General features: G+C 34.1%; 26 protein-coding genes. 9 read left to right on the top strand and 17 right to left on the bottom strand.

Annotated elements, in window-relative coordinates; all coding sequences use genetic code 11:
- Together RBB48_RS24125 and RBB48_RS24120 are read right to left on the bottom strand one after the other, a co-directional pair.
- On the bottom strand, positions 1–383 hold a 383-nt coding region (locus RBB48_RS24125; RefSeq protein ID WP_306008183.1), incomplete at its 3' end, for a lyase family protein.
- Positions 384–407: 24 nt separating this feature from the next.
- Positions 408–1679 (bottom strand): cation:dicarboxylate symporter family transporter, encoded by a 1272-nt coding sequence (locus RBB48_RS24120; RefSeq protein WP_048543320.1) that lies wholly within the window; start codon positions 1677–1679, stop codon positions 408–410.
- Positions 1680–2055: 376 nt separating this feature from the next.
- Here RBB48_RS24120 and pyrH point away from each other — a divergent pair, with 376 nt between their 5' ends.
- Positions 2056–2799: a UMP kinase gene (pyrH, locus tag RBB48_RS24115; protein WP_048543321.1), complete on the top strand. Its 744-nt coding sequence runs from the start codon at positions 2056–2058 to the stop codon at positions 2797–2799.
- 53 nt (positions 2800–2852) lie between these two features.
- On the opposite strand, the gene cls is transcribed toward pyrH, so the two are convergent.
- From cls to RBB48_RS24085, 6 genes are all read right to left on the bottom strand, one after another.
- Positions 2853–4064, bottom strand: a complete 1212-nt coding sequence (gene cls, locus RBB48_RS24110) for a cardiolipin synthase (RefSeq protein WP_142310376.1) — start codon at positions 4062–4064, stop codon at positions 2853–2855.
- 110 nt (positions 4065–4174) lie between these two features.
- On the bottom strand, positions 4175–5320 hold the full coding sequence (locus RBB48_RS24105) for an ABC transporter permease (RefSeq protein WP_106382802.1): 1146 nt from the start codon (positions 5318–5320) through the stop codon (positions 4175–4177).
- 1 nt (position 5321) lies between these two features.
- Positions 5322–6431 (bottom strand): ABC transporter permease, encoded by a 1110-nt coding sequence (locus RBB48_RS24100; protein WP_087983105.1) that lies wholly within the window; start codon positions 6429–6431, stop codon positions 5322–5324.
- A gap of 37 nt (positions 6432–6468) precedes the next feature.
- Positions 6469–7407 carry an ABC transporter ATP-binding protein gene (locus RBB48_RS24095; RefSeq protein WP_001093813.1) on the bottom strand — a complete coding sequence of 313 codons (939 nt, stop codon included), beginning with the start codon at positions 7405–7407 and terminating at the stop codon, positions 6469–6471.
- A 137-nt stretch (positions 7408–7544) separates the two neighbouring features.
- The gene (locus tag RBB48_RS24090; protein ID WP_097857306.1) at positions 7545–8645 is read right to left on the bottom strand and encodes a sensor histidine kinase; all 1101 of its coding nucleotides are present in this window, start codon (positions 8643–8645) and stop codon (positions 7545–7547) included.
- 4 nt (positions 8646–8649) lie between these two features.
- Positions 8650–9288 (bottom strand): response regulator transcription factor, encoded by a 639-nt coding sequence (locus RBB48_RS24085; RefSeq protein WP_088082901.1) that lies wholly within the window; start codon positions 9286–9288, stop codon positions 8650–8652.
- Between the two features lie 283 nt (positions 9289–9571).
- Here RBB48_RS24085 and RBB48_RS24080 point away from each other — a divergent pair, with 283 nt between their 5' ends.
- From RBB48_RS24080 to exsE, 4 genes are read left to right on the top strand one after another with little or no spacing between them, the layout of a single operon-like run.
- On the top strand, positions 9572–10054 hold the full coding sequence (locus RBB48_RS24080) for an RNA polymerase sigma factor (protein WP_242015944.1): 483 nt from the start codon (positions 9572–9574) through the stop codon (positions 10052–10054).
- A complete protein-coding gene (locus RBB48_RS24075) occupies positions 10051–10494 on the top strand; it encodes a hypothetical protein (RefSeq protein WP_088082902.1) in 444 nt (147 codons plus the stop codon). Before RBB48_RS24080 ends, RBB48_RS24075 begins: the two co-directional genes overlap by 4 nt.
- Complete coding sequence (locus RBB48_RS24070; RefSeq protein WP_098230232.1) at positions 10487–11557, top strand: hypothetical protein; 1071 nt, start codon at positions 10487–10489, stop codon at positions 11555–11557. Before RBB48_RS24075 ends, RBB48_RS24070 begins: the two co-directional genes overlap by 8 nt.
- On the top strand, positions 11554–12510 hold the full coding sequence (gene exsE / locus RBB48_RS24065) for an exosporium protein ExsE (RefSeq protein ID WP_098230231.1): 957 nt from the start codon (positions 11554–11556) through the stop codon (positions 12508–12510). Before RBB48_RS24070 ends, exsE begins: the two co-directional genes overlap by 4 nt.
- Positions 12511–12539: 29 nt before the next feature.
- On the opposite strand, the gene RBB48_RS24060 is transcribed toward exsE, so the two are convergent.
- Together RBB48_RS24060 and RBB48_RS24055 are read right to left on the bottom strand one after the other, a co-directional pair.
- A complete protein-coding gene (locus RBB48_RS24060; RefSeq protein ID WP_306008182.1) occupies positions 12540–13787 on the bottom strand; it encodes a DUF445 domain-containing protein in 1248 nt (415 codons plus the stop codon).
- Between the two features lie 159 nt (positions 13788–13946).
- Positions 13947–15287 (bottom strand): D-serine ammonia-lyase, encoded by a 1341-nt coding sequence (locus RBB48_RS24055; protein WP_306008181.1) that lies wholly within the window; start codon positions 15285–15287, stop codon positions 13947–13949.
- A 150-nt stretch (positions 15288–15437) separates the two neighbouring features.
- On the opposite strand from RBB48_RS24055, the gene RBB48_RS24050 reads away from it, so the two are divergent.
- The 3 genes from RBB48_RS24050 to RBB48_RS24040 all read left to right on the top strand — a co-directional run bounded on the left by RBB48_RS24050 (position 15438) and on the right by RBB48_RS24040 (position 17431).
- Positions 15438–15983, top strand: coding sequence for a helix-turn-helix domain-containing protein (locus RBB48_RS24050; protein WP_306008180.1), 546 nt, complete (start codon positions 15438–15440; stop codon positions 15981–15983).
- 165 nt (positions 15984–16148) lie between these two features.
- The gene (locus RBB48_RS24045) at positions 16149–17330 is read left to right on the top strand and encodes an acyl-CoA thioesterase/bile acid-CoA:amino acid N-acyltransferase family protein (RefSeq protein WP_257132265.1); all 1182 of its coding nucleotides are present in this window, start codon (positions 16149–16151) and stop codon (positions 17328–17330) included.
- Entirely contained in the window at positions 17249–17431 is a 183-nt protein-coding gene (locus tag RBB48_RS24040; protein WP_257132266.1) for an alpha/beta hydrolase family protein, read from the top strand. Before RBB48_RS24045 ends, RBB48_RS24040 begins: the two co-directional genes overlap by 82 nt.
- A gap of 46 nt (positions 17432–17477) precedes the next feature.
- Here RBB48_RS24040 and RBB48_RS24035 read toward each other — a convergent pair whose 3' ends face one another.
- The 6 genes from RBB48_RS24035 to RBB48_RS24010 all read right to left on the bottom strand — a co-directional run bounded on the left by RBB48_RS24035 (position 17478) and on the right by RBB48_RS24010 (position 21253).
- Positions 17478–18158 (bottom strand): prolipoprotein diacylglyceryl transferase family protein, encoded by a 681-nt coding sequence (locus RBB48_RS24035; protein WP_142310377.1) that lies wholly within the window; start codon positions 18156–18158, stop codon positions 17478–17480.
- A gap of 18 nt (positions 18159–18176) precedes the next feature.
- Positions 18177–18731, bottom strand: a complete 555-nt coding sequence (locus tag RBB48_RS24030; RefSeq protein WP_000733169.1) for a TlpA family protein disulfide reductase — start codon at positions 18729–18731, stop codon at positions 18177–18179.
- Between the two features lie 18 nt (positions 18732–18749).
- The gene (gene ccdA / locus RBB48_RS24025; protein WP_000990445.1) at positions 18750–19463 is read right to left on the bottom strand and encodes a cytochrome c-type biogenesis protein CcdA; all 714 of its coding nucleotides are present in this window, start codon (positions 19461–19463) and stop codon (positions 18750–18752) included.
- A 53-nt stretch (positions 19464–19516) separates the two neighbouring features.
- On the bottom strand, positions 19517–20329 hold the full coding sequence (locus RBB48_RS24020) for a M56 family metallopeptidase (protein WP_306008179.1): 813 nt from the start codon (positions 20327–20329) through the stop codon (positions 19517–19519).
- Position 20330: 1 nt separating this feature from the next.
- The gene (locus RBB48_RS24015; RefSeq protein WP_000495070.1) at positions 20331–20747 is read right to left on the bottom strand and encodes a BlaI/MecI/CopY family transcriptional regulator; all 417 of its coding nucleotides are present in this window, start codon (positions 20745–20747) and stop codon (positions 20331–20333) included.
- Between the two features lie 107 nt (positions 20748–20854).
- Positions 20855–21253, bottom strand: a complete 399-nt coding sequence (locus RBB48_RS24010; protein WP_306008178.1) for a DUF3942 family protein — start codon at positions 21251–21253, stop codon at positions 20855–20857.
- Between the two features lie 490 nt (positions 21254–21743).
- On the opposite strand from RBB48_RS24010, the gene RBB48_RS24005 reads away from it, so the two are divergent.
- The gene (locus RBB48_RS24005) at positions 21744–22442 is read left to right on the top strand and encodes a peptidase E (RefSeq protein ID WP_097889333.1); all 699 of its coding nucleotides are present in this window, start codon (positions 21744–21746) and stop codon (positions 22440–22442) included.
- Positions 22443–22498: 56 nt separating this feature from the next.
- Here RBB48_RS24005 and RBB48_RS24000 read toward each other — a convergent pair whose 3' ends face one another.
- A complete protein-coding gene (locus RBB48_RS24000) occupies positions 22499–23908 on the bottom strand; it encodes an MATE family efflux transporter (protein WP_306008177.1) in 1410 nt (469 codons plus the stop codon).
- Between the last annotated feature and the right edge of the window lie 31 nt (positions 23909–23939).

Genomic DNA, 23939 nt, shown 5'->3' with positions numbered 1-23939 from the left:
TCCATTCCTAATAATTCAAGAGCACGATTGGCCATGACTTCATTTGCGTTCATATTCATTGAAGTACCTGCTCCGCCTTGGATTGGATCTACGATGAAATGATCATGCCATTTTCCATCAAGAATTTCTTGAGCAGCTTCTGCGATCGCGCCGCCCTTGCTCAATTCCAATCTTCCTACATCTGTATTAGCAAGCGCTGCAGCTTTTTTTACAATTGCGAACGCTCTAATTAAACCTTCATGGATTTTATATCCTGTAATTGGGAAGTTTTCAACTGCACGCATTGTTTGTACGCCGTAGTATGCATAATTCGGTACTTCTTTTTCACCTAAAAAATCTTTTTCAATTCGAACACCATTTTTAACTTCAGTTAATGTTGCCATGATTATTCACTCCTTAACGATTTCTTATGCTGCTTTTGTTTCTTTGACTGTTTCTACATATTGTTTTGCTTTCTCATCATCGAATTCGCCTTCCCACTTCGACATAACAATGGCCGCTAATGCATTTCCTAATACATTGACAGATGAGCGAATCATATCTAAAATGCGGTCAATTCCCGCAATTAACGCGATACCTTCTAGTGGTAACCCCATTGAACCTAACGTTGCTAATACAACAACGAACGATGCACCTGGAACTCCCGCCATACCCTTGGATGTTAACATGAGAACGAATAATAACGTTATTTGCTCTGTCAGTGACATGTGCACACCGTACATTTGTGCAACAAACAATGCCGCTAACGCTTGATAAATAGCCGATCCAGTCAAGTTAAATGTATAACCTGTCGGAATTACGAAAGAGGCAACTGCCTTTGGACAACCGAATTCTTCCATTTTTCTCATTATATTAGGTAAAACAGCTTCTGAACTTGCTGTCGTAAATGAAAGAATGAGTTCTTCTTTTAAAATTTTCATTAATGTAAAAATGTTTACGCCAACCATTCGTGCATTAATACCTAATACAATCACAACGAATAGTATAACAGTTACGTATACAGCTAGCACTAGTTTTCCTAAAGGAAGTAGTGTTGCTACACCAAATTTTGCAACCGTAACCGCAATTAATGCGAATACACCAAATGGTGCAAATTTCATAACTTGATTTGTAACCCAAAACATCGCTTCGAGTACACCTTCAAAGAAGTTAAAGACAGGCTTCCCTTTTTCCCCAATTGCCGCAACTCCTAAACCGAATAATACGGAGAAGAAAATAATCGGTAATAAGTCACCTTGTGAAATCGATTCAAATACGTTTTTCGGTACAATATGAACAATCGTCTCAGCGAATCCTTTCTTCTCTGTAGCATCTGCCGTTTGTTTATAAGAAGAAATATCACTTTGCTGTAAATTACTCATATCAACGCCAGTACCTGGTTGGAATATATTCGCCGCAAGTAATCCCATTAAAATAGCAATCGTCGTAATAATTTCGAAATAAAGAATTGTCTTACCACCCAGTTTCCCAAGCTTCTTCATATCTCCTACACCAGCTACTGCAACAATTAATGCTGAAATAACAATCGGTACTACAATCATTTTAATTAAGTGAATAAATATATCCCCAATTGGTGTGATATAAGAAATCGCCGTTTTATTGCCATAAAAGACTGCCCCTACTACAATCCCTAAAACAAGCGCGACAAAAATTTGTGTTGCCAATCCGAATTTTTTCATTTATGTTCATCCCCTTCATGCGAACGCTTTCAATTTAAATTTATAAAAGCTACTCACACATCTTATAAGCGAACCTACAAAATCATACAAAAACCTACAAGTTCGGCACAAAAAATTCGAAAATTTTTCTTTTCTTTTTCATTGACACCTTTTTATTAAAAAGAGATACAATATACTTGATAAGTAATCAGATTGTTTCGTATAATCAAAAAGATATACACTTACAATAAATCGAAATGAAAAGGAGTGGATGGTATGAAAAATTATGTACAAAAATTCGTCCTATCTTCTTCTTTTCTTTTTCATTTTCTTAAAAAGGAACAAAGGCATTTGCCTTTGTTCCTTTTTTATTGCGATCTATATAGGGGGAATTGTTATGAAGCCATATAAAAGAGTCTTAATTAAATTAAGCGGCGGCGCACTTGCTGATCAATCCGGAAATAGCTTTAACTCCAAAAGATTAGAACATATCGCAAACGAAATTATATCCATTATTGACTTAGGTATCGAAGTATCCATTGTCATCGGCGGCGGTAACATTTTCAGAGGTCATCTAGCTGAAGAATGGGGCATTGATCGAGTAGAAGCTGATAATATCGGTACGTTAGGTACAATCATTAACAGCTTAATGCTTCGCGGCGTCTTAACAAGTAAAACAAATAAAGAAGTACGCGTTATGACTTCCATCCCGTTTAATGCAGTAGCAGAGCCTTATATTCGCCTCAGAGCAGTACATCATTTAGATAACGGTTATGTTGTCATTTTTGGCGGCGGTAACGGGCAGCCGTTCGTTACGACAGATTATCCAAGTGTTCAAAGAGCCATTGAAATGAATAGTGACGCAATATTAGTCGCAAAACAAGGAGTAGATGGCGTCTTTACTAGTGATCCAAAACATAATAAATCAGCAAAAATGTACAGAAAACTAAACTATAACGATGTTGTTAGGCAAAACATTCAAGTCATGGATCAAGCCGCTTTATTACTTGCTCGTGATTACAATTTACCAGCACACGTCTTTAACTTTGATGAGCCTGGTGTAATGAAAAGAATTTGCTTAGGGGAGCATGTGGGGACATTGATTAATGATGATGCTTCATTGCTTGTGCATGAAAACTAATTATCTCTCATTAAAAAAGGGTGTCTATAAAAGACATCCTTTTTCATTAACCTTTATAAATAAAAATCCACTAATCCTGCCACTTTCTCCTTACAACGCTCCCAAAACGATAACTTCTCAAAAAATTGTTTCGTCATCTCTTTCGAATCACGAAAATCTTTTGTTAATGCCTCATTCACTTCTGATATGATAGTCCCACCGTGAATATACAAATTCATCTCATCATTCATATAAAAGCTACGTGCAGTCATGTTCGTTGTACCGATAACAGTTAGTTCATTATCAATTATCATTAACTTCCCATGAAACATTCCTTTTTTATAACCATATACTTTAATTCCATTATTAACAGCTTGACGAATATAAGGATACGCTGCCTCTTTAATGAGAGGAATATCTGGTTTATATGACCAAAGTATTTTCACTGTAACACCACGTTTTTGCGCTTCAATTAAAGCATTCATAAATTCTTTATTTTTCGCTATAAAATAAGGTGTTGTAATTACGATTGAATGCTTCGCTTGTTTTATTAATTCGATATACTTTTCAGCGACGTAATGTCCATTGTAGCTAGTCATCGTATGTAATGTATTCCCTTTACTAGCTTTATTCGTACTTCTTTTTATATTTTCTTTCGTATCTCGTTTCCAATCTGAAGCGAATTGCTCTTCTAAATCTTTTGCTCCTTCTCCTCTTATCCGCACATGATAGTCACGCCAATATCCAAAATGCTTATCTTTCCCTAAATACTCATCTCCTATATTAAAACCACCTGTATAGCCAATCTCCCCATCAATCGTCGTAATACGGCGATGATTACGATGGTGAAGTGAATAAAATCCGAATGGCAATTCAGGTTTTCTACTATATGTAAAATGTACACCACTTTCCCGCAATTCACTTATCATCTTGCTTTCAAATGATAAATCATTAATGCGATCAACGGATAAATAGACGTTTACTCCTTCTTTTGCCTTCTCTTTTAATAAGTTTAAAAAAGTATGGCTACTTTTATCATCCGACAAAATAAAAAAGTACGTGTAAATAGATTGCTTCGCTTCCCTTATATCAGTAAATAACTGTTTATAAAATGACTTTCCTTCTACAAATAATTGAAAATCACTATAATGAGGTGCATACTCTGTCGGCATGTTTTTCCCAGCTTCCATTTTCCTACCTAAAGTAACATCGATATGCATCCAAATTAAAATAAAAACAACAATAGCAATAATAATAGAAGTAACTCGCAATATTTTTTTAATCATTTTGATTTCCTTCCGCTCATTTTCTTTCTACCCTTCTATTTTGTCATTCCAATTTAGATTTCATGCTTCATACAAAAAAGGATGTGACTTAACGTCACACCCTTTTCATATTAAACAAAGTTTCTCGCATCATTATTTCTTCCAAACTTATAAATAGCAATTAAGAAGAATGCTACCGCAAAGGCAATTAAGATTAATATATTTAAATACAAATCTGAAATCGAAATTCCTTGTTGTAGTTTTGATACCGTATCTAATAGCCATCTTTGCGGAAGAAAATCAGCTACTTTTTGCACTGCTTTCGGCATAATGTCATACGGAAAATAGCATCCAGCGAGTAAACATGTCGGTACAATGATCATATTTTGCAGTGCATTTGCCGATGCTGAGTTTTTCGAAAAAGCGACAAGCACTAACGATATTCCAATCGCTATTAAAGCAAATAGCATGAGTACGCCAAGCATCACTATGAAAGGCATGTTGATATTCGTATGAAAAACATTCGTTAGGAATAGGATTGTAATCAGAATTTGTACTGTTAATATCATCATATTTACCCCGACATTAGATAATATGAATTTCTTCCCATCTATTGGCGTTGATAAGAGTCTAAAATACGTTCTATTTTCTTTTTCTTTTAAAATATAACCTGATAAGTTCGCTGCTGAAAATAGCATAAACATAATAAGATAACCCATCGTTTGGTTTGTCATATCTTTATTTTTCGAAGTATCTTCTAGCGTCTCAGTTTTCATTTTAAATGAACCTTTTTGATATCCTGCGTACATACTATCAAATGCACTTTGATCTGTTCCTGCTACTTTACTAATAGCTGCTACATTATCAATATAATTGTATAAATATGATTTTATAAATCCTGTTACTTGATCACCTTTAATCGATGAAATTTCAATATGATTTGGTTTCCCTTCTCGAACACTTTTTGAAAAACCAGATTCTAATGTAATAACTCCATCAAGTTTTTTGGAAGTAAGTTTATCTTCTACTTCAGATTCTTTAATTTTACTTACCTTTACATGATTTAATCCTTCTAAAAATTTCACCGTATCATTTGCTATAGATTGATTTTCTTTATTTATAACCCCGATATTTAACGTCCCTTGCCCGACATTCCCATACATTGAGAAGGAGATTAATGTTCCAATTATCGGCAAACTAATAATAATGAATAACCCTTTTTTATTTTTCAAAAGTACAGATAACGTTTTTTGTATGAGCCATAAAATATCTTTCATACTATAGCCCCTCCCGTCTACGTAATGCAATAATTGCAATTAATAAAAAGAGTGCCGAAATGCCAAGATTTAAACATATTACTGGCAGCGCTGCTCCTACATCATTTGCATAAATAATTTTCATAACAGCTGTGTTTGCCCACGTTAATGGTGATAAATTCGTAACGAAATTTTCTTCTATTACGAAATATGCACCACCAAAAATAGAGGCTAATTGCACAACTACAAGAATAATCGCTCTCGATGATTCAGCTGTTTTCGTAATATATCCAATCCCTAAACCGAAGCTAATTGCTAGAAAGATTTGTGTTAATAAAATAATAAATATGATTCCAAGATGTTCGCCCCAATTCGCTTGAAAGACAAATTTACTAAATAACATGACAAGTAATACGCAAAGAGCATTTGCTACTAGGCTACCAAGTACTTTTCCAATGAATATTTCAGCCTTACTTATAGGCGCAGCAATGAGGCGATCTCCTGTTTTACGTATTCGTTCTCCACGAATTAAAGAACTCGCTCCCATCGCAGCATATAGTGCAATCATCGTCGTCATTACAACCGCATAGTAATCCATAGAACCTGGCTTTTTCGCAGCTTGTAAAGATGTTTCTTTTATATAATCATTATGATTTCCGCTTGAAATAACCGCGCTCACCTTACTAGGATCAACTTTTGCAACTTCGGCCGCTACATTGTACTTATCAATAAATGTTGTAAGCATGCCTTCCACAATACTTCCCTCAATACTACTTTTGTCACTTCCGTAAAATTTCGCACCATCTTTATTTAATTCTACATAAGCAGCATATTTATTTTGCTTCACTTCTTCTTTCCCATCTATACTGCCTGAAGCTTTTTTAAAATGAATACCCGATTTATCGACTTCTTTCGTAAATGCTTCGAACGTTTGAGAAAATGTGCTACTTGCTTCATCTTTGTAGAGCACTTGTATATCTTTAATCGCTTGACTATCGCTATCAAATGCATTCGTTAACGCTGTTCCTAACACAAGCATTAGTACAATCGGAAATGCTAACATAAAAACTAAAGTTCTTACGTCTCTGAAATCTCTTTTAATATGCATAACTGCAATATTGAAGATGTTCAATTGATGAACCTCCCTTTACCTTTTCTTCATTTACCTTTTATTTATCTCGTAAGTTTCTTCCAGTCAACGTAAGGAATACTGTTTCTAAGTTCGGGGCCTGCTCCTCTAATGAACGAATTTCAATGTCATGATTAATGAAATGCTGAATAATTTTATTTAAATTATTTACTCCTGCATCCGAGTTTACCTTGATTACGTTCTCTTCAACTTGAACAGCTTTCACACCGTTTATCTCTTTTAACTTTTCTACATCTAAATTTTCTACTGACTTCACTTCAACCCAAATGTCTTTCGTATCAGTAATAATCGCTTTTAACTGTTCTTTCGTTCCTTCTGCAATCACTTTACCGTGATCTACAATTGCTATTTTCGTACAAATCTCTTCTACTTCTTCCATATAGTGGCTCGTGTAAATAATAGTGCTGCCCATTTCATTTAATTTTCGAACCGACTGGAGAATATAGTTTCTTGACTGTGGATCAATTCCAACTGTCGGCTCATCCATAATAATTAACTTCGGTCTATGAGCAATCGCACAAGCAATATTCAGTCTTCGTTTCATCCCGCCTGAAAAGTTTTTCGGGTAACTTTTATGTTTATCACTAAGTCCCACAAATTGAAGTGCTTCCTCTACTCTCGCTTTTAGTTCAGCTCCTCTTAACCCGTACAGTCCAGCAAAGAATTTCACATTTTCATAGGCAGTTAACTCTTCATAAATCGCAATATCTTGCGGAACGATACCGATATTCATCTTCGCAAATCGATTATGTTTCTTTATATTTTTTCCTAATATGCTAATTTCACCTTCATTACTTCTTAACAACCCAGCAATCATATTTATCGTTGTACTCTTACCAGCACCATTTGATCCTAAAAAGCCAAATATCTCTCCTTCTTTAATAGATAAAGACATATTATCTACCGCGATGAAATCACCAAATTTTTTCGTTAAATTTTTAATTTCTAATGTATTCATCATTTCACCCCTATTTCGGTTTCTCTACTATTCATTATAAACAAAAAAAATGAACCTGCTCAGTGCAGAAGTTCATTCTTTTTACATGAGATTATTCACTTTTTTCATATGAGATGATTCATCTTCGTCCCATTTTCTTATATCGGCAACAGCATCGTTACTGAAAAGCCACTTGTTCCATCTACAATAATTTTTCCGTTTACTGATGCTGTTCGCTCCTCCATCCCCATAATCCCGAGACCTTTCTTAACGAGAGCTGCACCTTTTCCGTTATCCTTCACTTGTACTTTCACCATCTTGTTAAGTACATGAATATCGATTGAAATGACTGTCGCATCAGCATATTTCATCGCGTTCGTTAGTGCCTCCGTAACATTCTCACCGATAATCTTCCACTGAATCGGTGAGATCATATCTAAATTCCCTTTATATACGAAAGGAATATTTATATCATGCTTACCGGCAAATTCCTCTATGAATAATTTCATACGATGAATGCCAATTTGCTCCGTTGGTGGCTTCATATTTTTTAATGTAACTCGAATACTTTCAATTCCATCTTTCGATATATGAATTGCATTTTGTAATAACTCGGCAGATTTTTCTTTATCTATCCCCATTAATCTCTTTGCTGCTTCCATTTGAATTAGCGCCCCTGTCATCGAGTGGCCAATTTTATCATGAATTTCTTGTGACAACCGATTTCTCTCTTCTAACTTAAATGTGTACTCTGATTGCTTTATGTACTCTTTATTTTCATTTAAGCTTTTCGTCAGCCGCTGCATATCTTTTCGCATCTTATCATTTTGTGATTCAAGCTTTAATACACGCGATATATACCGTTCTGCCATAGTTAATACGATGAAAGAAAATGTAACAATTAATCCATATGTCATTCGAATACTTTCTTCTGTAAAGATAATGGGAATCATCATAATGATAAAGAGCTGCCATTTCTTCTCTATATAACGAAATATAACTTCATATAAGTTCAATGGTAAAAATAAAATAAAAAACGGATGAACCTTCCATGTAAATAACATAACTATGCCAATTGACAGACTAGATAATATATTTTTGTACGTATCTTGTTTAAATATAGAGATCAGCACATTTACAGAAAGATATAAAAGCAAAGTAAGTATAATCCATGGTAAGTTCACAACATTTAAATAAATGTAACTAAACACAATATATATAAAGACAATTAATTTACTTACAATTAACCAAAATTCCATATCTTTAATCTACTTTCCCTGTTAAATAATAAATCGCAATTTGTGTGCGATGTTCAAGTCCAGTTTTCCCTAAAACTGATGTAATATAATTTGCAATCGTTCCTTCTGATATGAAAAGTTGCTTTGAAATTTCTTTATTCGAGAAACCTTTCGCAATTAATGCGATAATACTAAGTTCTCTTTCTGTAAAAAGACTTGTATCTATTTTACATTCGTCCTCTTTGCTTTCCATTAAATTGCACTTAATTTTATCAAGCACTACATCTTGCATAACAGTTTGACCGTTATATACTCCTTTTATTGCATCACGAATACGCTCTGGATCATTATTTTTTAATAAATAACCTTTCGCCCCGTTTTTTACTGCGTCCAAAATATATTCATCATCATCGAACGTCGTTAAAATTAGCGGTTTCGTTTTCGTCCCTTCACAAATGAATTTCGTTGCCTCTACCCCGTTCATATTTGGCATGCGGACATCTAAAAGAGCGATATCAACGTCGTTCTTTTTGCAATAGTCCACTGCTTCTTTCCCATCATTTACTGTATCTACAACTTCAAACTCTTCATATGTATTTAAAATAATTTTCATGCCTTCTCTAATAAAAGAATTATCATCTGCTATTAATATTTTAATTTTCATGTTTGTTAGTGTGGACCTTCCCCTACTAACATTCACATCCTTTCTTCACGTAACATTTCCTACTTGCTCATTATATACTTCTCTTTACCATTTTTTCACACCTTTTTTCATATAGCTTCCTTCCTAAAAATATATTATTCTTTTTTTACAACATGTGTAGGGTGACCGATCATTTCTTACGTCTATATAATAGAATGCGTCAAAAAGGAGGGAGAGACCCATTGAGGAAAAACAATTAATTGAAAAAGCACAGCAAGGAAGCGAACACGCTTTTCGTATCCTTGTGCAAACATATCGTCATTATATTTTTCAAGTTATCTTTTCTATTTTAAGACATGAAGAAGATACGAAAGATGTTACACAAGAAGTATTCGTAAAAATTCACGCCTCTCTCCCTAATTATCAATTTCGCGGATTAAAAACTTGGATGGCGCGTATTGCCACCAATCACGCTATTGATTATAAGAGGAAAAAAGCTAGAGAAAATGAAGAACTCTCCTTATGTAAAGAAACTGAGGAAAATATAAAATCCTCTCATAACGTTGAGGATTTATTATTGACGAAAGAGCAAAAATTACTCATTGCTCAAAAACTGAGAGAACTTCCCGAGAATTACCGTGACATCGTTCTCTCACATTACTTAGAAGAAAAAAGCTATCAAGAAATTGCTTTGCAGGAAAACATCGAAGTGAAAACAGTCGAAATGAAACTGTATCGGGCAAGAAAGTGGATTAAAAAACATTGGAAGGAGGAAGAGTTTCTATGACGCATTATTCAAAAGAAGATTGGCGCAATTATACTTTAGATTTTATAGAAAGCAATGAACGTGAATCTATGGAAGAACACCTTTATGAATGTGATCATTGTTTAGCACTTTATATGGAAAGTATCGATGAACAACATGAAAACCTTCCAATGATAAATGATGATTCATTTACGAATGAAGTTATGACGCAAATTGATTTTGAAACGCTACAACCTAATGAAAATATAAAAACAAACTCATTAAAGCGAACGATTATTCACTACATAATTGCGACCGCAGCTACAATTATTTTTATGGTAAGTGGTTTATTCCAGTATATTTTCACAGCGACATCAAATTTCGAGAAATCTTCAAAACATAACGAGTCTTCTATTTCACAACAAATTGTAAACAAATCGGTAGATACATCAAAAAAGGACGGAGGTTCAAAGCATGAATAAAAATCCCTTTTTAGCACTTGTATTAGGGCTAATTCCTGGGCTTGGACATTTATATTTAAAGAAGTTTGGACGGCTTATTTTATATAGCGGAGGGGCTTTATTACTATTTTCTTTTGCAGTTTTTTGCGTAGTAGAATTAATAGCGCGTGAGTTGGCTTTTATCTCTCTATTTTTACTAGTCGTGTTATGGGTGGTCAATTTACTAGATTTAGTTATCACTATTATTAACCAATCAAAAAAACAAGCAGCCGGAGAATTAACAGATTCCTCTAAAGAAAGCGAACGATTTTATATCATTCTCCTATCCATCATACCTGGACTTGGTCATTTCCAATTAGGGCTTATGCAACGTGGACTTACATTTTTAGTAGCTTGCACAGGGATCGGAAGTATGATTATTTTCGTTGCACTTTTAACATCACAAGAAAGTTTCCTTATCTTCCTTATAACATTACCTGTTTTATGGATTTACAATTTCTTCGATGTTGTTCAGCAACTCCAGAAAAAAGAACGTGGCGAGCAACTAGATGACCGTACTATTTTCGAAGAGTTTGAAGAGCATCGTGAACAAGGAAAGAAGAATAAAACATTCGCTTCTATTTTAGCGATGTTCCCTGGAGCGGGACATATGTATTTAGGCTTACAACGCCGCGGTCTTCAGCTTATGGCAGCCTTTTTACTTTCCATCTATTTACTCGACTTATTAAGACTTTCAGCGTTTTTATTTTTAGTACCAATCATTTGGTTCTATAGCTTCTTTGACGCTTTACAGCAAACTGCAAAGTATGGAAAAGAACGTGTACATGACGAACCTATCATTGATTATTTTATCAATCATCAAAGATGGATCGGTATTGGGTTAATTACACTCGGTGGTTATTATTTATTAGATCAAACACTCCTTCCTATTTTGAATGATTACTTTGCAACTATATTTAACATTCATCTTAGCGAGCTATATTATCGCTATTTCCAAACATCTATCGTTGCACTCCTCTTAATTGGTGGCGGCTTTAAATTGTTACTTGGAAATAAAGAAAACAAAGGTGGTACAAAAGAATGAGAACATGGCGCGTTGGAACATTTTCAATGGGGCTTTCTATTATTTCATTAGGTTGCTTCTTACTATTTTCAGTTGTAAAAGGTACTGAGGTATTAGATTCCTTAACAGCATGGTGGCCTGTTTTACTTATTATTCTTGGCGTGGAAATTTTACTATACCTTCTATTTTCTAAAAAGGAACAATCCTTTATTAAATATGATATTTTTAGTATTTTCTTTATCGGCGTTTTAGGAAGCGTTGGAATTGCTTTTTACTGTTTATTATCAACTGGATTACTAGATGAAGTTCGTCATTCTATTCATACCACTCGCCAAACGAGCAATATTCCAAGTGGACAAATTGATATACCTGAATCTATCAAAAAAATTGTAGTGGATGCAGGACAGCACCCTCTAACAATAGAGGGAAATGATACAAATCAAATTCACCTTCTTGGAACATATGAAATGACGACGAAAACTAATGAAAAACTTAATTTAAAACAAGAAGATTTCCTTTCGGTTCAAACAGCTGGGGAAACGATGTATATTACTTTAAAATCATTACCCGTTCAACATACGTTATGGAATTCAGCACCACAAGTCAAACCGACACTCGTTCTTCCGCAAAATAAAAATGTAGAAGTTCGTGCTTCAAATAACGAACTATCCCTTTATCCTGGTCAATTACAAAATAATTGGTTTGTACAAGAAAGTTCACATGTATCTGTTCATTTAGCAAAAGAAAGCGATGTATCTTTAATCGCCATAACAAACAAAAAAGAATCCCACGGAAACACACCTTGGGAACAAGTTGAAGATTTAACGAAAAAAGAAGAGAATACTTCAGAAGAAAATAAAGAATTCAACGAACAAGAACATTGGTATAAAAATTCAATTAAAACAGGCAATGGGACGTACAAGTTAAATATTGAAAAAGCTTATAATATCAATATGAGTATTATTGAAAAATAAAAACCTTCCACAATTGTGGAAGGTTTTTCTCATATAATCGCTTTAATTCCTTCTAACACTAATCCAATCATAAATCCGCAAACAGCCCCGTTTACTCGGATCCACTGTAAATCTTTACCGACGTTATTTTCAATCATTTCAATTAACGTTTTATCATCTAACTTATCAAGGTTTTCTTGTACAAGTTTTCCGATTTTCGAATGATTCTTTTCCACAAGTGTGACAACTTGTTTTTGTAACCAATCTTCTATTTTTTGAACAGTCTGTTCATCTTCTTTTATTTTATTCATTTGTGTTTGTAAAAATGGAATAACATATTTATCCGTAAACTCTTCGTTTTTCACAAAAGTAATTGCCCTTTGTTGCACTTGCTCCAGCATCTCTTTAATTTTGTCAGTAGCATTCCAATTGGCAATCCATTTTTCTTTCCAATTTTCTAATTCTTGTAGTAAAGCTTCATTTTCTTTTACATTTATAATTTCTTGACGAATTTTCGATAATATAAGTTGTCTCGTACTATTATCTGCATCTTGTAAGCTGTTAATATTGCTAATAATAAATTTCTGCAAAATGCCGCCAATTTTATCTTCATCTACAATATTCATAAACGATTTCAAAGTAAACTGTAAAAATCCATCTACTTTTATGTTTTCCATCGCCTTCATACCTAAGCTTCCGAGCTGGTAACGTGCTTCATCTTGCGCTGTCCAATCTTTCACTTTTACTAATATGTAATCCAGTGTCTTTTCATCGTACTCTTGCACTACCAATTGATCAACAAGCACTTGTAATATGTTACTTGTATTAATTGTATGCAAATACGTTTTTAATTCTTTTTCAATAATAACCGCTAACTTTTCCGTATCTATTGTAACAATCGCCTTCTCAGCAATTTTTACAATTCCCTTTTTCACAGCGTCAGACCGCATTTCTCTCTCAGCGATTTGCAGTACCATTTGCGCTAGCTGCATTTCTTTTACTTTATTCGTAATACTTTCTTTCGTCAACCACTCATTTTCTAACGTATGAATGAGCCCTTTCGTTACTCGTTTACGATTTTTAGGTAATAACGCTGTATGAGGAATTGGAATTCCCATCGGATGACGGAATAATGCTGTAACTGCGAACCAATCCGCAAGTCCACCAACTAATCCAGCTTCAAATCCCCCTTGTATAATCTCTCCAGCTACCGTTCCTTGAAAAGGGATAGAAGCCGCAAAACCTACTCCCATAACCCCAAGCGAAATACCCGCTATATATTTAGTCTGTAATGACATCGTATACACATCCTCTTATTATGTAAAATAAAGCTTTTTTGTTATGTTTATTTGATATTCGTTCTTTATATCTATACTATAATGAACTAATGCGAAAATAACAAAGAATTTATAATAATGCATTTGTCATATAAATAAAAAATGAGGCCACAATTAGCCTCATTTTTCTAATATTGTTAATTCCTCACCTTTTTTATAATACCCACTCATCACATCTTCTGGAACCATACTACCGCCAGTTCCCCACACAATATGAGTACCTTTCTTCATCTTCTCTGTTAACTGTTGTTTTTGTAAATACTCATCTTCTTTGCATACTTTCACTGGCCCTATCATTCCCGCTAGCGCAGAAGGCTCTAAATAAATATTTTCCGTATCAGCTAGTTCTTTTAACAATCTATATAACTCTCCATCACTTACTGTGTAATTTCCACTCAAAAATGGTTCCATCGTTTTACCAACAAATCCAGACGGTCTTCCTACCGCTAGTCCATCCGCGTCTGTTACATTATCAATCCCGATATCTTGAACGGCAATTTTATCATGAAGTCCTGTCATTAAACCGAGTAACATACATGGAGAGTGCGTTGGCTCCGCAAAGAAGCAGTGTACGTTGTCTTTATACAATAACTTTAAACCAAATGCGACTCCGCCAGGTCCGCCCCCTACTCCGCAAGGAAGGTAAACGAATAAAGGGTGCTCTTCATCCACTACAATCTCTAACTCTTTTAATTGCTTTTGTAAACGCGATGCTGCTACTGCGTATCCTAAAAATAAATCATGTGAGTTTTCATCATCTACAAAATAACAGCTAGGATCTGCATCCGCTTGCTGACGCCCCTCTTCTACTGCTTTACTATAATCAGCTTCATATTCAATAACGTTTACACCTTTACTTCTTAATAAATCTTTTTTCCATTCTTTTGCGTCTGCTGACATATGAACAGTTACGTTAAAACCTAGTTTTGCACTCATAATCCCAATGCTTAGTCCTAAATTACCAGTAGAACCTACCGCAATTGAGTATTTTGCAAAAAACTCTCTACATGTATCACTGTCTAAAATGGAATAATCATCTTCTTCTGTTAACATTCCATGCTGCAAAGCTAATTTCTCCGCATGCTTCAGCACTTCATAAATGCCGCCTCTAGCTTTAATTGACCCTGATATCGGAAGCCCGCTATCACATTTTAATAGTAATTCACCTAATATAGGTTTCCCGTAATTTTTCTCTAAAGACTGTTTCATAGTAGGTATCTTCACTAAAGGTGATTCTATAATGCCGCCCGTTTCTTTCGTTTCTGGAAAAACTTTCGCAATGTACGGTGCAAAATGCTTTAACCTCTCTTCCGCATCTTTTACATCACCTTCATTCAATGGGGAATCTTTTATTGCCGTTTCATACTTTTCCATGTTCGGATTCACCCAAAACACTTCTTCTGTTGAGATTAATTTATTTAATAGTGGATATTCCTCTTTTAATTTCTCTATTCCCTGCATTTCTCTTCCTCCTCATAACCTTGTAGCTTACGATTCAATAAATTATAATTAAATTAATTTAAATTTAGTTTAACATAAATTATTTACTTTAGTTAATTTTAATTTAATTTATTTAAATATAATTTAATAATTAGTAAGGAGCCTTTCATTATGGAAAATATAGATATTGGTAAAAAGATTGAAAAGCAAAGAAAAGAAAAAGGTTTAACTAGTAAAGAACTAGCAACGAGGGCAGGTATTACACCATCTATGTTAAGTCAAATTGAGCGTGGGTCTGCTAACCCTTCTATTCAAACATTAAAAGTACTCGCTAAAGCTCTTGATGTTCCAACATTTAGCTTTTTATTGGAAGATACAAATACAGACGATTTAATTGTACGTTCTCATAAACGAAAAAAAATGATTATCGATAATTTATCATATGAATTGCTATCACCTGATTTTACAGGAAATTTAGCAACAGCAATTATGACTGTTCCACCGAATACAGCTTCATCAGAAAATGTACTAGAACATAAAGGTGAAGAGTTAGCATACGTATTAGACGGGAAAATCACATTACATTTAAATGAAGAAGAATACATATTAGAAACGGGTGATAGCGTAAAAATACCCGCTTATTTAAAACATAAATGGGTAAATCAATTCGAGAAAAATGCAATTGTTTTATTTTCTGTTACTCCGCCGATTTTTTAATATATTTAAGAAAAACAGGATAATCCTTGTTAAACATGGATTATCCTTCTTATTTAATAAGAAGGAAACTCCTCCTCATATTAATAAAACTCTATTTACAGTAGAGGTCTATTTTGTTATTCGTAGAAAACTTGTTATATATAATTTAAATTGAGGTGTTATGAAATGAACATTCACAAAAAAACGAAGCCCCGCATTCATGTTAGTTCGTCAATCTCATTAATTGATTCTCCCATTCAAATTTATATAACCGGATTAGAACCTTTACAAGAAGTAACAATAAGAGCCTCCAGAATTGCCGAGGGAATAAATGATATATATTTAGAATCAAATGCCACCTTTATTGCATCTAAAAATGGGAATGTAAACCTTACCGAACAAGCACCTATTACTGGCTCTTATACAGGGATTGATGGAATGGGATTATTTTGGTCCTTAGACATTATTAAAATAAACGAACATCACGATTCTATTCGAAATTATAAGAATCCATTGTCGCCTCAAAACTTAACTTTATCACTTGAAATGAATGGATCTACTATCGATGAAATAAACATCTCAAGATTATGGAAATCCAAACAAATCGTTCGGTATCCAATTAGAGAAAATGGATTGATTGCCACCTTTTTCTACAACGAAAATAAAAAAGCGAATCCAGGAATTATTGTACTCGGCGGTTCGGAGGGGGGATTAAATGAATACCTTGCCGCTTTACTTGCATCACATAATTTTTCAGTACTCGCCCTCGCTTATTTCGGAATCGATAATCTACCAAAACAACTTGTAGAAATCCCCCTTGAATATATAAAAACAGCCATTGAGTGGATGAAACAACGAGAAGAAGTCACCAAAAATTGGTTAGGTATACATGGTACCTCTCGAGGAAGTGAACTAGCCCTTTTATCAGCATGCTTTTTCCAAGAAATAAATGCTGTCGCCTCTCTAAATGGTTCCGCTATTGCATTAAGTGGTATTGTACCGTGGTCCGATGCTACAACATTACCTCCTGCTTGGACATATAAAGGGAAAGTATTACCGTATGCGTCTCCAATAAATCCCATCTCCGTCGCACTCGAATGTCGTAAAATGTTTGAAGAACATAGGGGAATGCCATATAGAAAGTGGTATAACGCTTTAACTTCAGATTCTAAAGTTGTTGAAAATGCTACTATACCAGTTGAAAAAATTAATGGAGATGTATTGCTAATTGCTGGTGAAGAAGATGAAGCTGATATTGTAAGATTATCAAAAAAGCAATTAATAGATTGGATACATTTCATTCTCCTCATTTTTATAAACAACTCGTATATAAAGGGGCTGGCCATTCTATCGGCATCCCCTATTTAAGAATAAATTATAACCAAGGGAGCAAAAAAGATAACGCTTTTGCTAGTATTGATTCTTGGAAGGAAACCATTCATTTTTTTCAGAAAAGCGCTCAATCCTAATGATAAAGAGGTATGCGTGTATGAAAATCTCATACATGCATACCTCTTATTTTTTCGGCACCAACAAAATCCCTAAACTAATAATAAAGAAGCTCATTATTTGCTGTATTGATAAACCAAATAAAACCGAATTTTGTTCACTAACAAGCGAAATAATGATATGAGCAAATCCCTCAACTATTAGAAAAACACTTATATTCTTTCCATTTCCGAGCCTTTCATTTTTCATCCATAACAAGCCGATTATACAAAGGGCGAGGATGATCTCGTATACGAAAATAGGGTGATATAAAAATTTAGATTCATATATTTTCACACCCCAAGGCAATGTCGTTTGTACACCTATTTTGTGGTTGAATAGAAAATAAAAAATAATGCTCATACATAGTCCAATAGGTAATGCATCAAGTAAAATACGAAGCGAAAATTGTCCCTTTTTACTTTTCCAAACAATGTATATACTCGCAATTACACATCCTGCTATAATATGCTGCATACTTCCTATAGCTAATAATGCTTGCACTGGCGCTTTAAAAGCCCATACTGGATTTAAAATTGCCGGTGCAAATTTCCATACAAATACGATGATAAGAAAGGCATTTGTTACTGCATCCATCATTTTTTCATATGGTACACTTTCGTTCTTCATCTTTCGTTTCATCAACATAAATCCAAATAAACTTCCAATTATAAGAGATACGGGTTGTAACCTCACGATCCACTCCATCAATACAAAATCCCCTCTTTAACTCTCAATTAATTTCTTAAATTTCTCTTCTAATTGATCTGGAGGTAATACGCCTCGTACTTGCTCTACGATAATTCCATCTTTATTAACAAAAAATGTCGTTGGTAACGAAAATACTTTATAATCTAATCCAGCTACTCCGTCCATATCTAGTAAAACAGGAAACTTAAATCCGTGACGATCTGCAAATGCACTCGCTTCTTGTACTGGATCTCCAATTGTCGCATTTACCGCAAAAATTTCAACATCCTTTTTATATTTATCATACATACGAACTAAGTCAGGTGCCTCCATTTCACATGGGCCACACCATGATGCCCAAAAATTAATAAGGTATGGCTTGCCTTTTGCATCATTTAACGAATACAGCTTCCCGTCTAACCCTTTTAATGTTATGTTTGGCGCTTTAAATCCTACTTGTGGTAATACTTCTGTTTCTTGTAACTCCGCTTGTTTTGCTTTTCTTTCTTTTTCTTCTTTCTTTGTATTATAAAAATTAACTCCGGCCCAAATTAATGCCCCGGCCAGTATAATCGCAATTAGTTTCTTCACTTTTCTTCCTCCTCATTTTTAAAAGCCTGTAAATCCACCGAATAGACGAATAAAGAATGCGGTAATTTTCGTCATTTGATTTGTATACAATAAAACCCCTGTTACAATCATCATTCCACCGCCAATTTTCATCATGACATTGGCATATGTAACAATCCATTTTACCTTCCCGATAAAGAATGCCATCACGAAAAATGGAACCGCAAACCCAAGAGTATACGCGGTAATATAAAGAAGTGCCCCTTCAGGATTTGTCGCACCAAGCATGAGTACAGCTGAAAATATCGGTCCAACACATGGCGTCCAACCCGCTGCATATGTCATACCGACTAAAATCGAGCGAATATATCCAGTCGATTTACTTCTGTATTGTACTTTTTTCTCTGCCATAAGCCACTTAGGTTGAAACAAACCTGTCATAAACAGTCCCATCAAAACAATAAAAACCCCACCAATTTGTTGAATCAATTTTTGGTTAGATGAAAATGTTATTCCAATCCAACTTACCGATAACCCTAACGCATAAAATATAACCGAAAATCCGATCATAAAAAATACGGTATGTATAATCGCTGATTTTTGCATAATTCCACGATTCTCTTTTAAATCTTGAATAGACACACCTGTAATATATGATAAATAAGATGGATATAGCGGTAAAGAACATGGTGATATAAATGACAATACCCCTGCCCCAGCTACAAGCCAAATTGTTAAATCTGCTGCATTCATTTTGCTCCCCCTAAAGCACTACAATAAGTAGTGTTAATTCTTAAAAAAAGAGGCTATATGCACTCTCCGACAATAAGTACAATCGACATACAGAATAAACCTAATGTTACATATAACGAATTCGTATGTAATGGAATATTGAGCTTAACAACTTTTTCATTTAACACTTGCTCGATTCGTAAATTTATTGCTGTTTTTGCAAATGAAGCTGTAACACATCGATTTTCCATTGTCTTTATTTTAATTAATTTTAATAACGCGCTACCTAATTCGAATGAAGATTTCATCTTTTGCATTGCATATTGATCTGCTGCTAGCTCCTGATACACATGATAGCGCTGCAATAACCCTTTTAATATCGGGATGTACACCATTCCTTCTGCTAATAACGTAAAACAAAATAATTTTAATGGATCTCGATTAGTTTGATGATATTCTTCATGGAAAATAATCGCATCCATTTCTTCATCTGAAAATGTTTGAAGCATGCCTTCTGACATGACAACTTTCGGACGAAATAACCCAATTGTAAATGCCGCAACTTCCGCGTTCGGCAATATATATATTTGTTTTCCTTTTCGAATGAAAGGGATAAGTACTTTTTGTAATTTTTTACTATAGAAAAATTGTTGCCAAATTCTTTTGCACACTATGAGTACTGTAAGTAATAGTAATCCAGCAATTATAATACGAATGAGCGATAATTCCTTCATATGTTTTTCTAATTGAAACAAGCAAAAATTTGAAAAAAAGAACGCCTTATTTTGAAACAGAAATGGATATGTAACGTAATACACTAACATACTGAAAAAGAGGGTACTAACAATTACTGCTAACAATACGATTTTACGCATTTGCCATTTCATTTCATTGATCCTCTTTTTTTAACTGACTCAATTTGTCTTCTAATTTTTTTATTAAAGTCGGATCAGCCTGCTCTAACTCATCTAGCATATGATTTACTACTAAATCTCCAAATTCCCCCATCAATTCCTGTGTCATTTTCTTCGTTTGATTGGATAAGAATTCTTCTTTTGTTTGTACAGTACGATATATGCCACTTCTTTTCACCGTCTGTTTTTCTAAGTGTAATTTCTCTACTAACCTGTTCATAACTGTCATAACAGTGTTAAAATTCACAGGTGATTCTTCACTTAATTTCTGCTGCACTTCTTTAATCGTAATACCCTCGGTAGACCAAACAATCTCCATAATTTTTGCTTCAAGAGGTCCAAAAAAGTGATTTAATCCTTGCTCATTTAATTTATAGTTTTGAGTAAACATAGTATGGCTCCTTTCACACTACAAATTGTAGTACAAATTAAATGAAAGGTCAAACAAGAATGATATACACTAAAATTCACTACCTATAAATACGTAGGCCATTCCATTCATTTTAAACCTAATTTCTCTCCAAATGTCTCAAAGAGATACTGCTCTAATATTTGTACATTAAACTTCTCATTGCGCCCAAGTGCAAATAATTCCCGATCCTTTGCTACGATAGTATCTAAAGGAATAACGACATTATCCACTATTTTTGTAATTTCAATGATGTTACTTTTTACATTTACCTCTGTTTTAAATTCAACATTTTCTAATACGATATGTGAACGTCTTCCTGATGTAAAAAAAGTAAAATTAGGATTTTTCACAACGCCAATTTCAGCCTCTAACGCATATAAATAGTGAAAAATTATATCTCTATGTCCATCTTTTATTATTTTTTCATCCTTCTCATCATCTAAGTATTCTTTCACCTTCGCTGCAAAATCAAATCGAAAATCCACCTTTTTCACGCTCCCTCTTTGTATTTTTATATTAAATAAATATATTGAAATAATTTTACCATATTGTAATACAAGTTCCTATTAAAAGTAAAAAACGATTTGTGAAATCTCTATTATTTCCGATTCCTTTTTAAAATATAAACACTAATTCAATTTGAATTAATGCTTTGTTATATCCATTTAAACATATTGTTTCCATATTTTGAAACAATAGTATGAAATATTATATATCGATAAAGTGAAACTTTAATCAATGGGAGTTTCGTTCATCCCCCACTGATTATCAGCCCTCACCAATTAAGATTTTACGGGCAGCCCGCAAATAGCCGGTTAATTTGTTTCAAATTCATTTTTCTATATAGTTATCACTACCTTTACTATTTCGATATACTTAAACTATATTTTCTACTTATTCATTACATGAGAGAAGGAATGTTACTCTCTTCTATCGAATTTTTATATAACAAAAATGATTAGGTGGTGCTTTACTATGAAATTAGCTGTCATTGGTGGCGGTGATTTACAAGATTCAAATCACTCGCCTATTAATGAGCGACTTATAGAATTAACAAATAAACAGTATCCAAAAGTATTATTCATTCCTACAGCTAGTCATGATGATGAAAGCTATATAAAGCTATTTTTAGACACGTTCGAAAAACAATTACACTGTGAAGTACAAATTTTACGTACTATAGCTGATACACCTTCTAAATATGAAATAGACGAAATGATTCAGTCTGCTGATTTAATTTATCTCGGTGGCGGGAACTATATTCAAATGGTTACAGAATGGAAAGAACTTAGACTCGATGAAAAATTACTATTGGCTCTGCAACAAGGAACGCTCATTGCGGGGTATAGCGCCGGTGCTATGTGTTGGTTCACATCTAGTATCCGATCAGATTATGAAGGTTCTGGTTATATAGAGTGTAACGGTTGGGGGATTGTTAACAAAAGGTTTTGTCCACATTATAATCAATTAAATAGAATGAACGCCTTCCATTCCTTTTTACAAAATCATCAAGGTAATATAGAAGGAATTGCACTAGAGGATAATTGCGCTTTATATATTACAGAAGAATCTTTTGAAATTATCGGTGAACCTGAAAAAGCGTGGGAGTTTTATATGAGCGATAACAAGCTCATTAGACAACATTTTGATATCACTTTAAAAAGCTATTTGTAAACATACACTTACAAAAAATGTCCCTAAGTATAATAGCTTAGGGACATTTGCATGATTTAACTCACTAGTCGTGTAATTCGTTTCTTCTGCCATGAAAGCTTATAATATGCATACTGTAATATTAAGCTGACAATAAATGCTGCTGGGTACCCAATCCATATCCCTTCTATGCCAAGACTTGTATGGTAAGAAAGGTAATACGCTATAGGTACTTCAACAAGCCAAATTGATACAACTCCGATAACAGTTGGCCATAATACTGTACCACTCGCTCGCATTGTCGCACTAATAATTTGCGCATGCCCGAAAATTAAATAACTCCATAACGTAATCATAACTAGGCTATGAGCAATTTCAATTGTAGTTTGACTCGTTAAAAATAGTGATAGAATGTCTCTTGAGAACAAGTAAATAAGAGATATTAGCACACCACCGATGACGTAGTTCATAATAATTCCGGCCTTCACAACTTTCTGCAATCTATCAAATTGATTCGCACCAATTGATTGTGCTGCAAAAATGGAAACTGTAATACCAAGGCTAACTGCTGGCATTTGTACATAACTTGCAACCTGGTTCACAACGCCATAAGCTGCTGTTGCATCCGAACCATAACGATTCACAAACGCGATTACCGCAATTTCAGATAATGAAACTAATATCATATTAATACTCGCTGGAATTCCTAGTCGTAACAATAGCTTCAATAATTCCCTATCCATGCGAAGATATTTCCTTACCGTACTATCTAATTGTAGTGGGTGATTTTTCTTCTTTAAATACACCAACATGACAATAAACGTAATAACTGTAGATATAACAGAAGCATAGGCTGCTCCATACACATCTAATTTCGGAGCTCCTAACCATCCAAAAATAAGAATTGGTAATAAGATCATATTTAGCGCTGTACTTACAATTAAAAAGTAAAATGGCGTTTTAGAATCTCCTGTACCTCTCATAAATGTTGTGTATGCAAAATATAAAAATAATACTGGCATCGATATAAATAAAATACGTGCATAATGAACACTTATATCAATAATATTTTCTGGCGTTCCCATTAGGCGCATAATATCCATCGCAAAAATACTACCTATAATCGCCAACACAACTCCAATAATAAATGTAAATGTCAGTGTCGTACCAACGATAGCTTTTAAACGATCTTCGTTTTTAGCACCAAACGCCTGACCAATTAAAATAGAACTCCCTGAACCAATACCAATTACAAATGAAACGAGTAAGAAAAATAGTGGAAAGAATGCTGATATAGCCGCTAAATCATTAACGCCAAGCCATCTTCCTACTACTACCATACCGAATAATTGTCCAATCGATTGTAATACATTACTTAATAGTAACGGTACTAAAAACATGGACATCGATTTCCAAATCGGTTTACTCTCACTTTCTAACTTATGTGACTCCGCACCTTCTTTATTATTATCTGTAGGTGGTTTCAAATTTCATTTCTCCTTTTATTAAAAATCTGTT

This window comes from Bacillus sp. MMSF_3353, from assembly GCF_030733445.1.
GTDB classification, from domain to species: domain Bacteria; phylum Bacillota; class Bacilli; order Bacillales; family Bacillaceae_G; genus Bacillus_A; species Bacillus_A wiedmannii.
The sequence above is the reverse complement of the archived record's forward strand: the minus strand, read 5'-3'. Positions and strand labels throughout refer to the sequence as shown.

What these genes read in the sequence shown, in the direction of transcription:
- cls (WP_142310376.1), bottom strand. Translation starts at nt 4,064, where the DNA reads ATGATTAAAAAAATATTGCGAGTTACTTCTATTATTATTGCTATTGTT.
- RBB48_RS24035 (WP_142310377.1), bottom strand. Translation starts at nt 18,158, where the DNA reads ATGGAGTGGATCGTGAGGTTACAACCCGTATCTCTTATAATTGGAAGT.
- RBB48_RS24085 (WP_088082901.1), bottom strand. Translation starts at nt 9,288, where the DNA reads ATGAAAATTAAAATATTAATAGCAGATGATAATTCTTTTATTAGAGAA.
- pyrH (WP_048543321.1), top strand. Translation starts at nt 2,056, where the DNA reads ATGAAGCCATATAAAAGAGTCTTAATTAAATTAAGCGGCGGCGCACTT.
- RBB48_RS24015 (WP_000495070.1), bottom strand. Translation starts at nt 20,747, where the DNA reads ATGTTTACTCAAAACTATAAATTAAATGAGCAAGGATTAAATCACTTT.
- RBB48_RS24045 (WP_257132265.1), top strand. Translation starts at nt 16,149, where the DNA reads ATGAACATTCACAAAAAAACGAAGCCCCGCATTCATGTTAGTTCGTCA.
- RBB48_RS24020 (WP_306008179.1), bottom strand. Translation starts at nt 20,329, where the DNA reads ATGAAATGGCAAATGCGTAAAATCGTATTGTTAGCAGTAATTGTTAGT.
- RBB48_RS24095 (WP_001093813.1), bottom strand. Translation starts at nt 7,407, where the DNA reads ATGAATACATTAGAAATTAAAAATTTAACGAAAAAATTTGGTGATTTC.
- RBB48_RS24055 (WP_306008181.1), bottom strand. Translation starts at nt 15,287, where the DNA reads ATGCAGGGAATAGAGAAATTAAAAGAGGAATATCCACTATTAAATAAA.
- RBB48_RS24070 (WP_098230232.1), top strand. Translation starts at nt 10,487, where the DNA reads ATGAATAAAAATCCCTTTTTAGCACTTGTATTAGGGCTAATTCCTGGG.
- RBB48_RS24005 (WP_097889333.1), top strand. Translation starts at nt 21,744, where the DNA reads ATGAAATTAGCTGTCATTGGTGGCGGTGATTTACAAGATTCAAATCAC.
- RBB48_RS24090 (WP_097857306.1), bottom strand. Translation starts at nt 8,645, where the DNA reads ATGGAATTTTGGTTAATTGTAAGTAAATTAATTGTCTTTATATATATT.
- ccdA (WP_000990445.1), bottom strand. Translation starts at nt 19,463, where the DNA reads ATGAATGCAGCAGATTTAACAATTTGGCTTGTAGCTGGGGCAGGGGTA.
- RBB48_RS24105 (WP_106382802.1), bottom strand. Translation starts at nt 5,320, where the DNA reads ATGAAAGATATTTTATGGCTCATACAAAAAACGTTATCTGTACTTTTG.
- RBB48_RS24050 (WP_306008180.1), top strand. Translation starts at nt 15,438, where the DNA reads ATGGAAAATATAGATATTGGTAAAAAGATTGAAAAGCAAAGAAAAGAA.
- RBB48_RS24120 (WP_048543320.1), bottom strand. Translation starts at nt 1,679, where the DNA reads ATGAAAAAATTCGGATTGGCAACACAAATTTTTGTCGCGCTTGTTTTA.
- RBB48_RS24075 (WP_088082902.1), top strand. Translation starts at nt 10,051, where the DNA reads ATGACGCATTATTCAAAAGAAGATTGGCGCAATTATACTTTAGATTTT.
- RBB48_RS24060 (WP_306008182.1), bottom strand. Translation starts at nt 13,787, where the DNA reads ATGTCATTACAGACTAAATATATAGCGGGTATTTCGCTTGGGGTTATG.
- exsE (WP_098230231.1), top strand. Translation starts at nt 11,554, where the DNA reads ATGAGAACATGGCGCGTTGGAACATTTTCAATGGGGCTTTCTATTATT.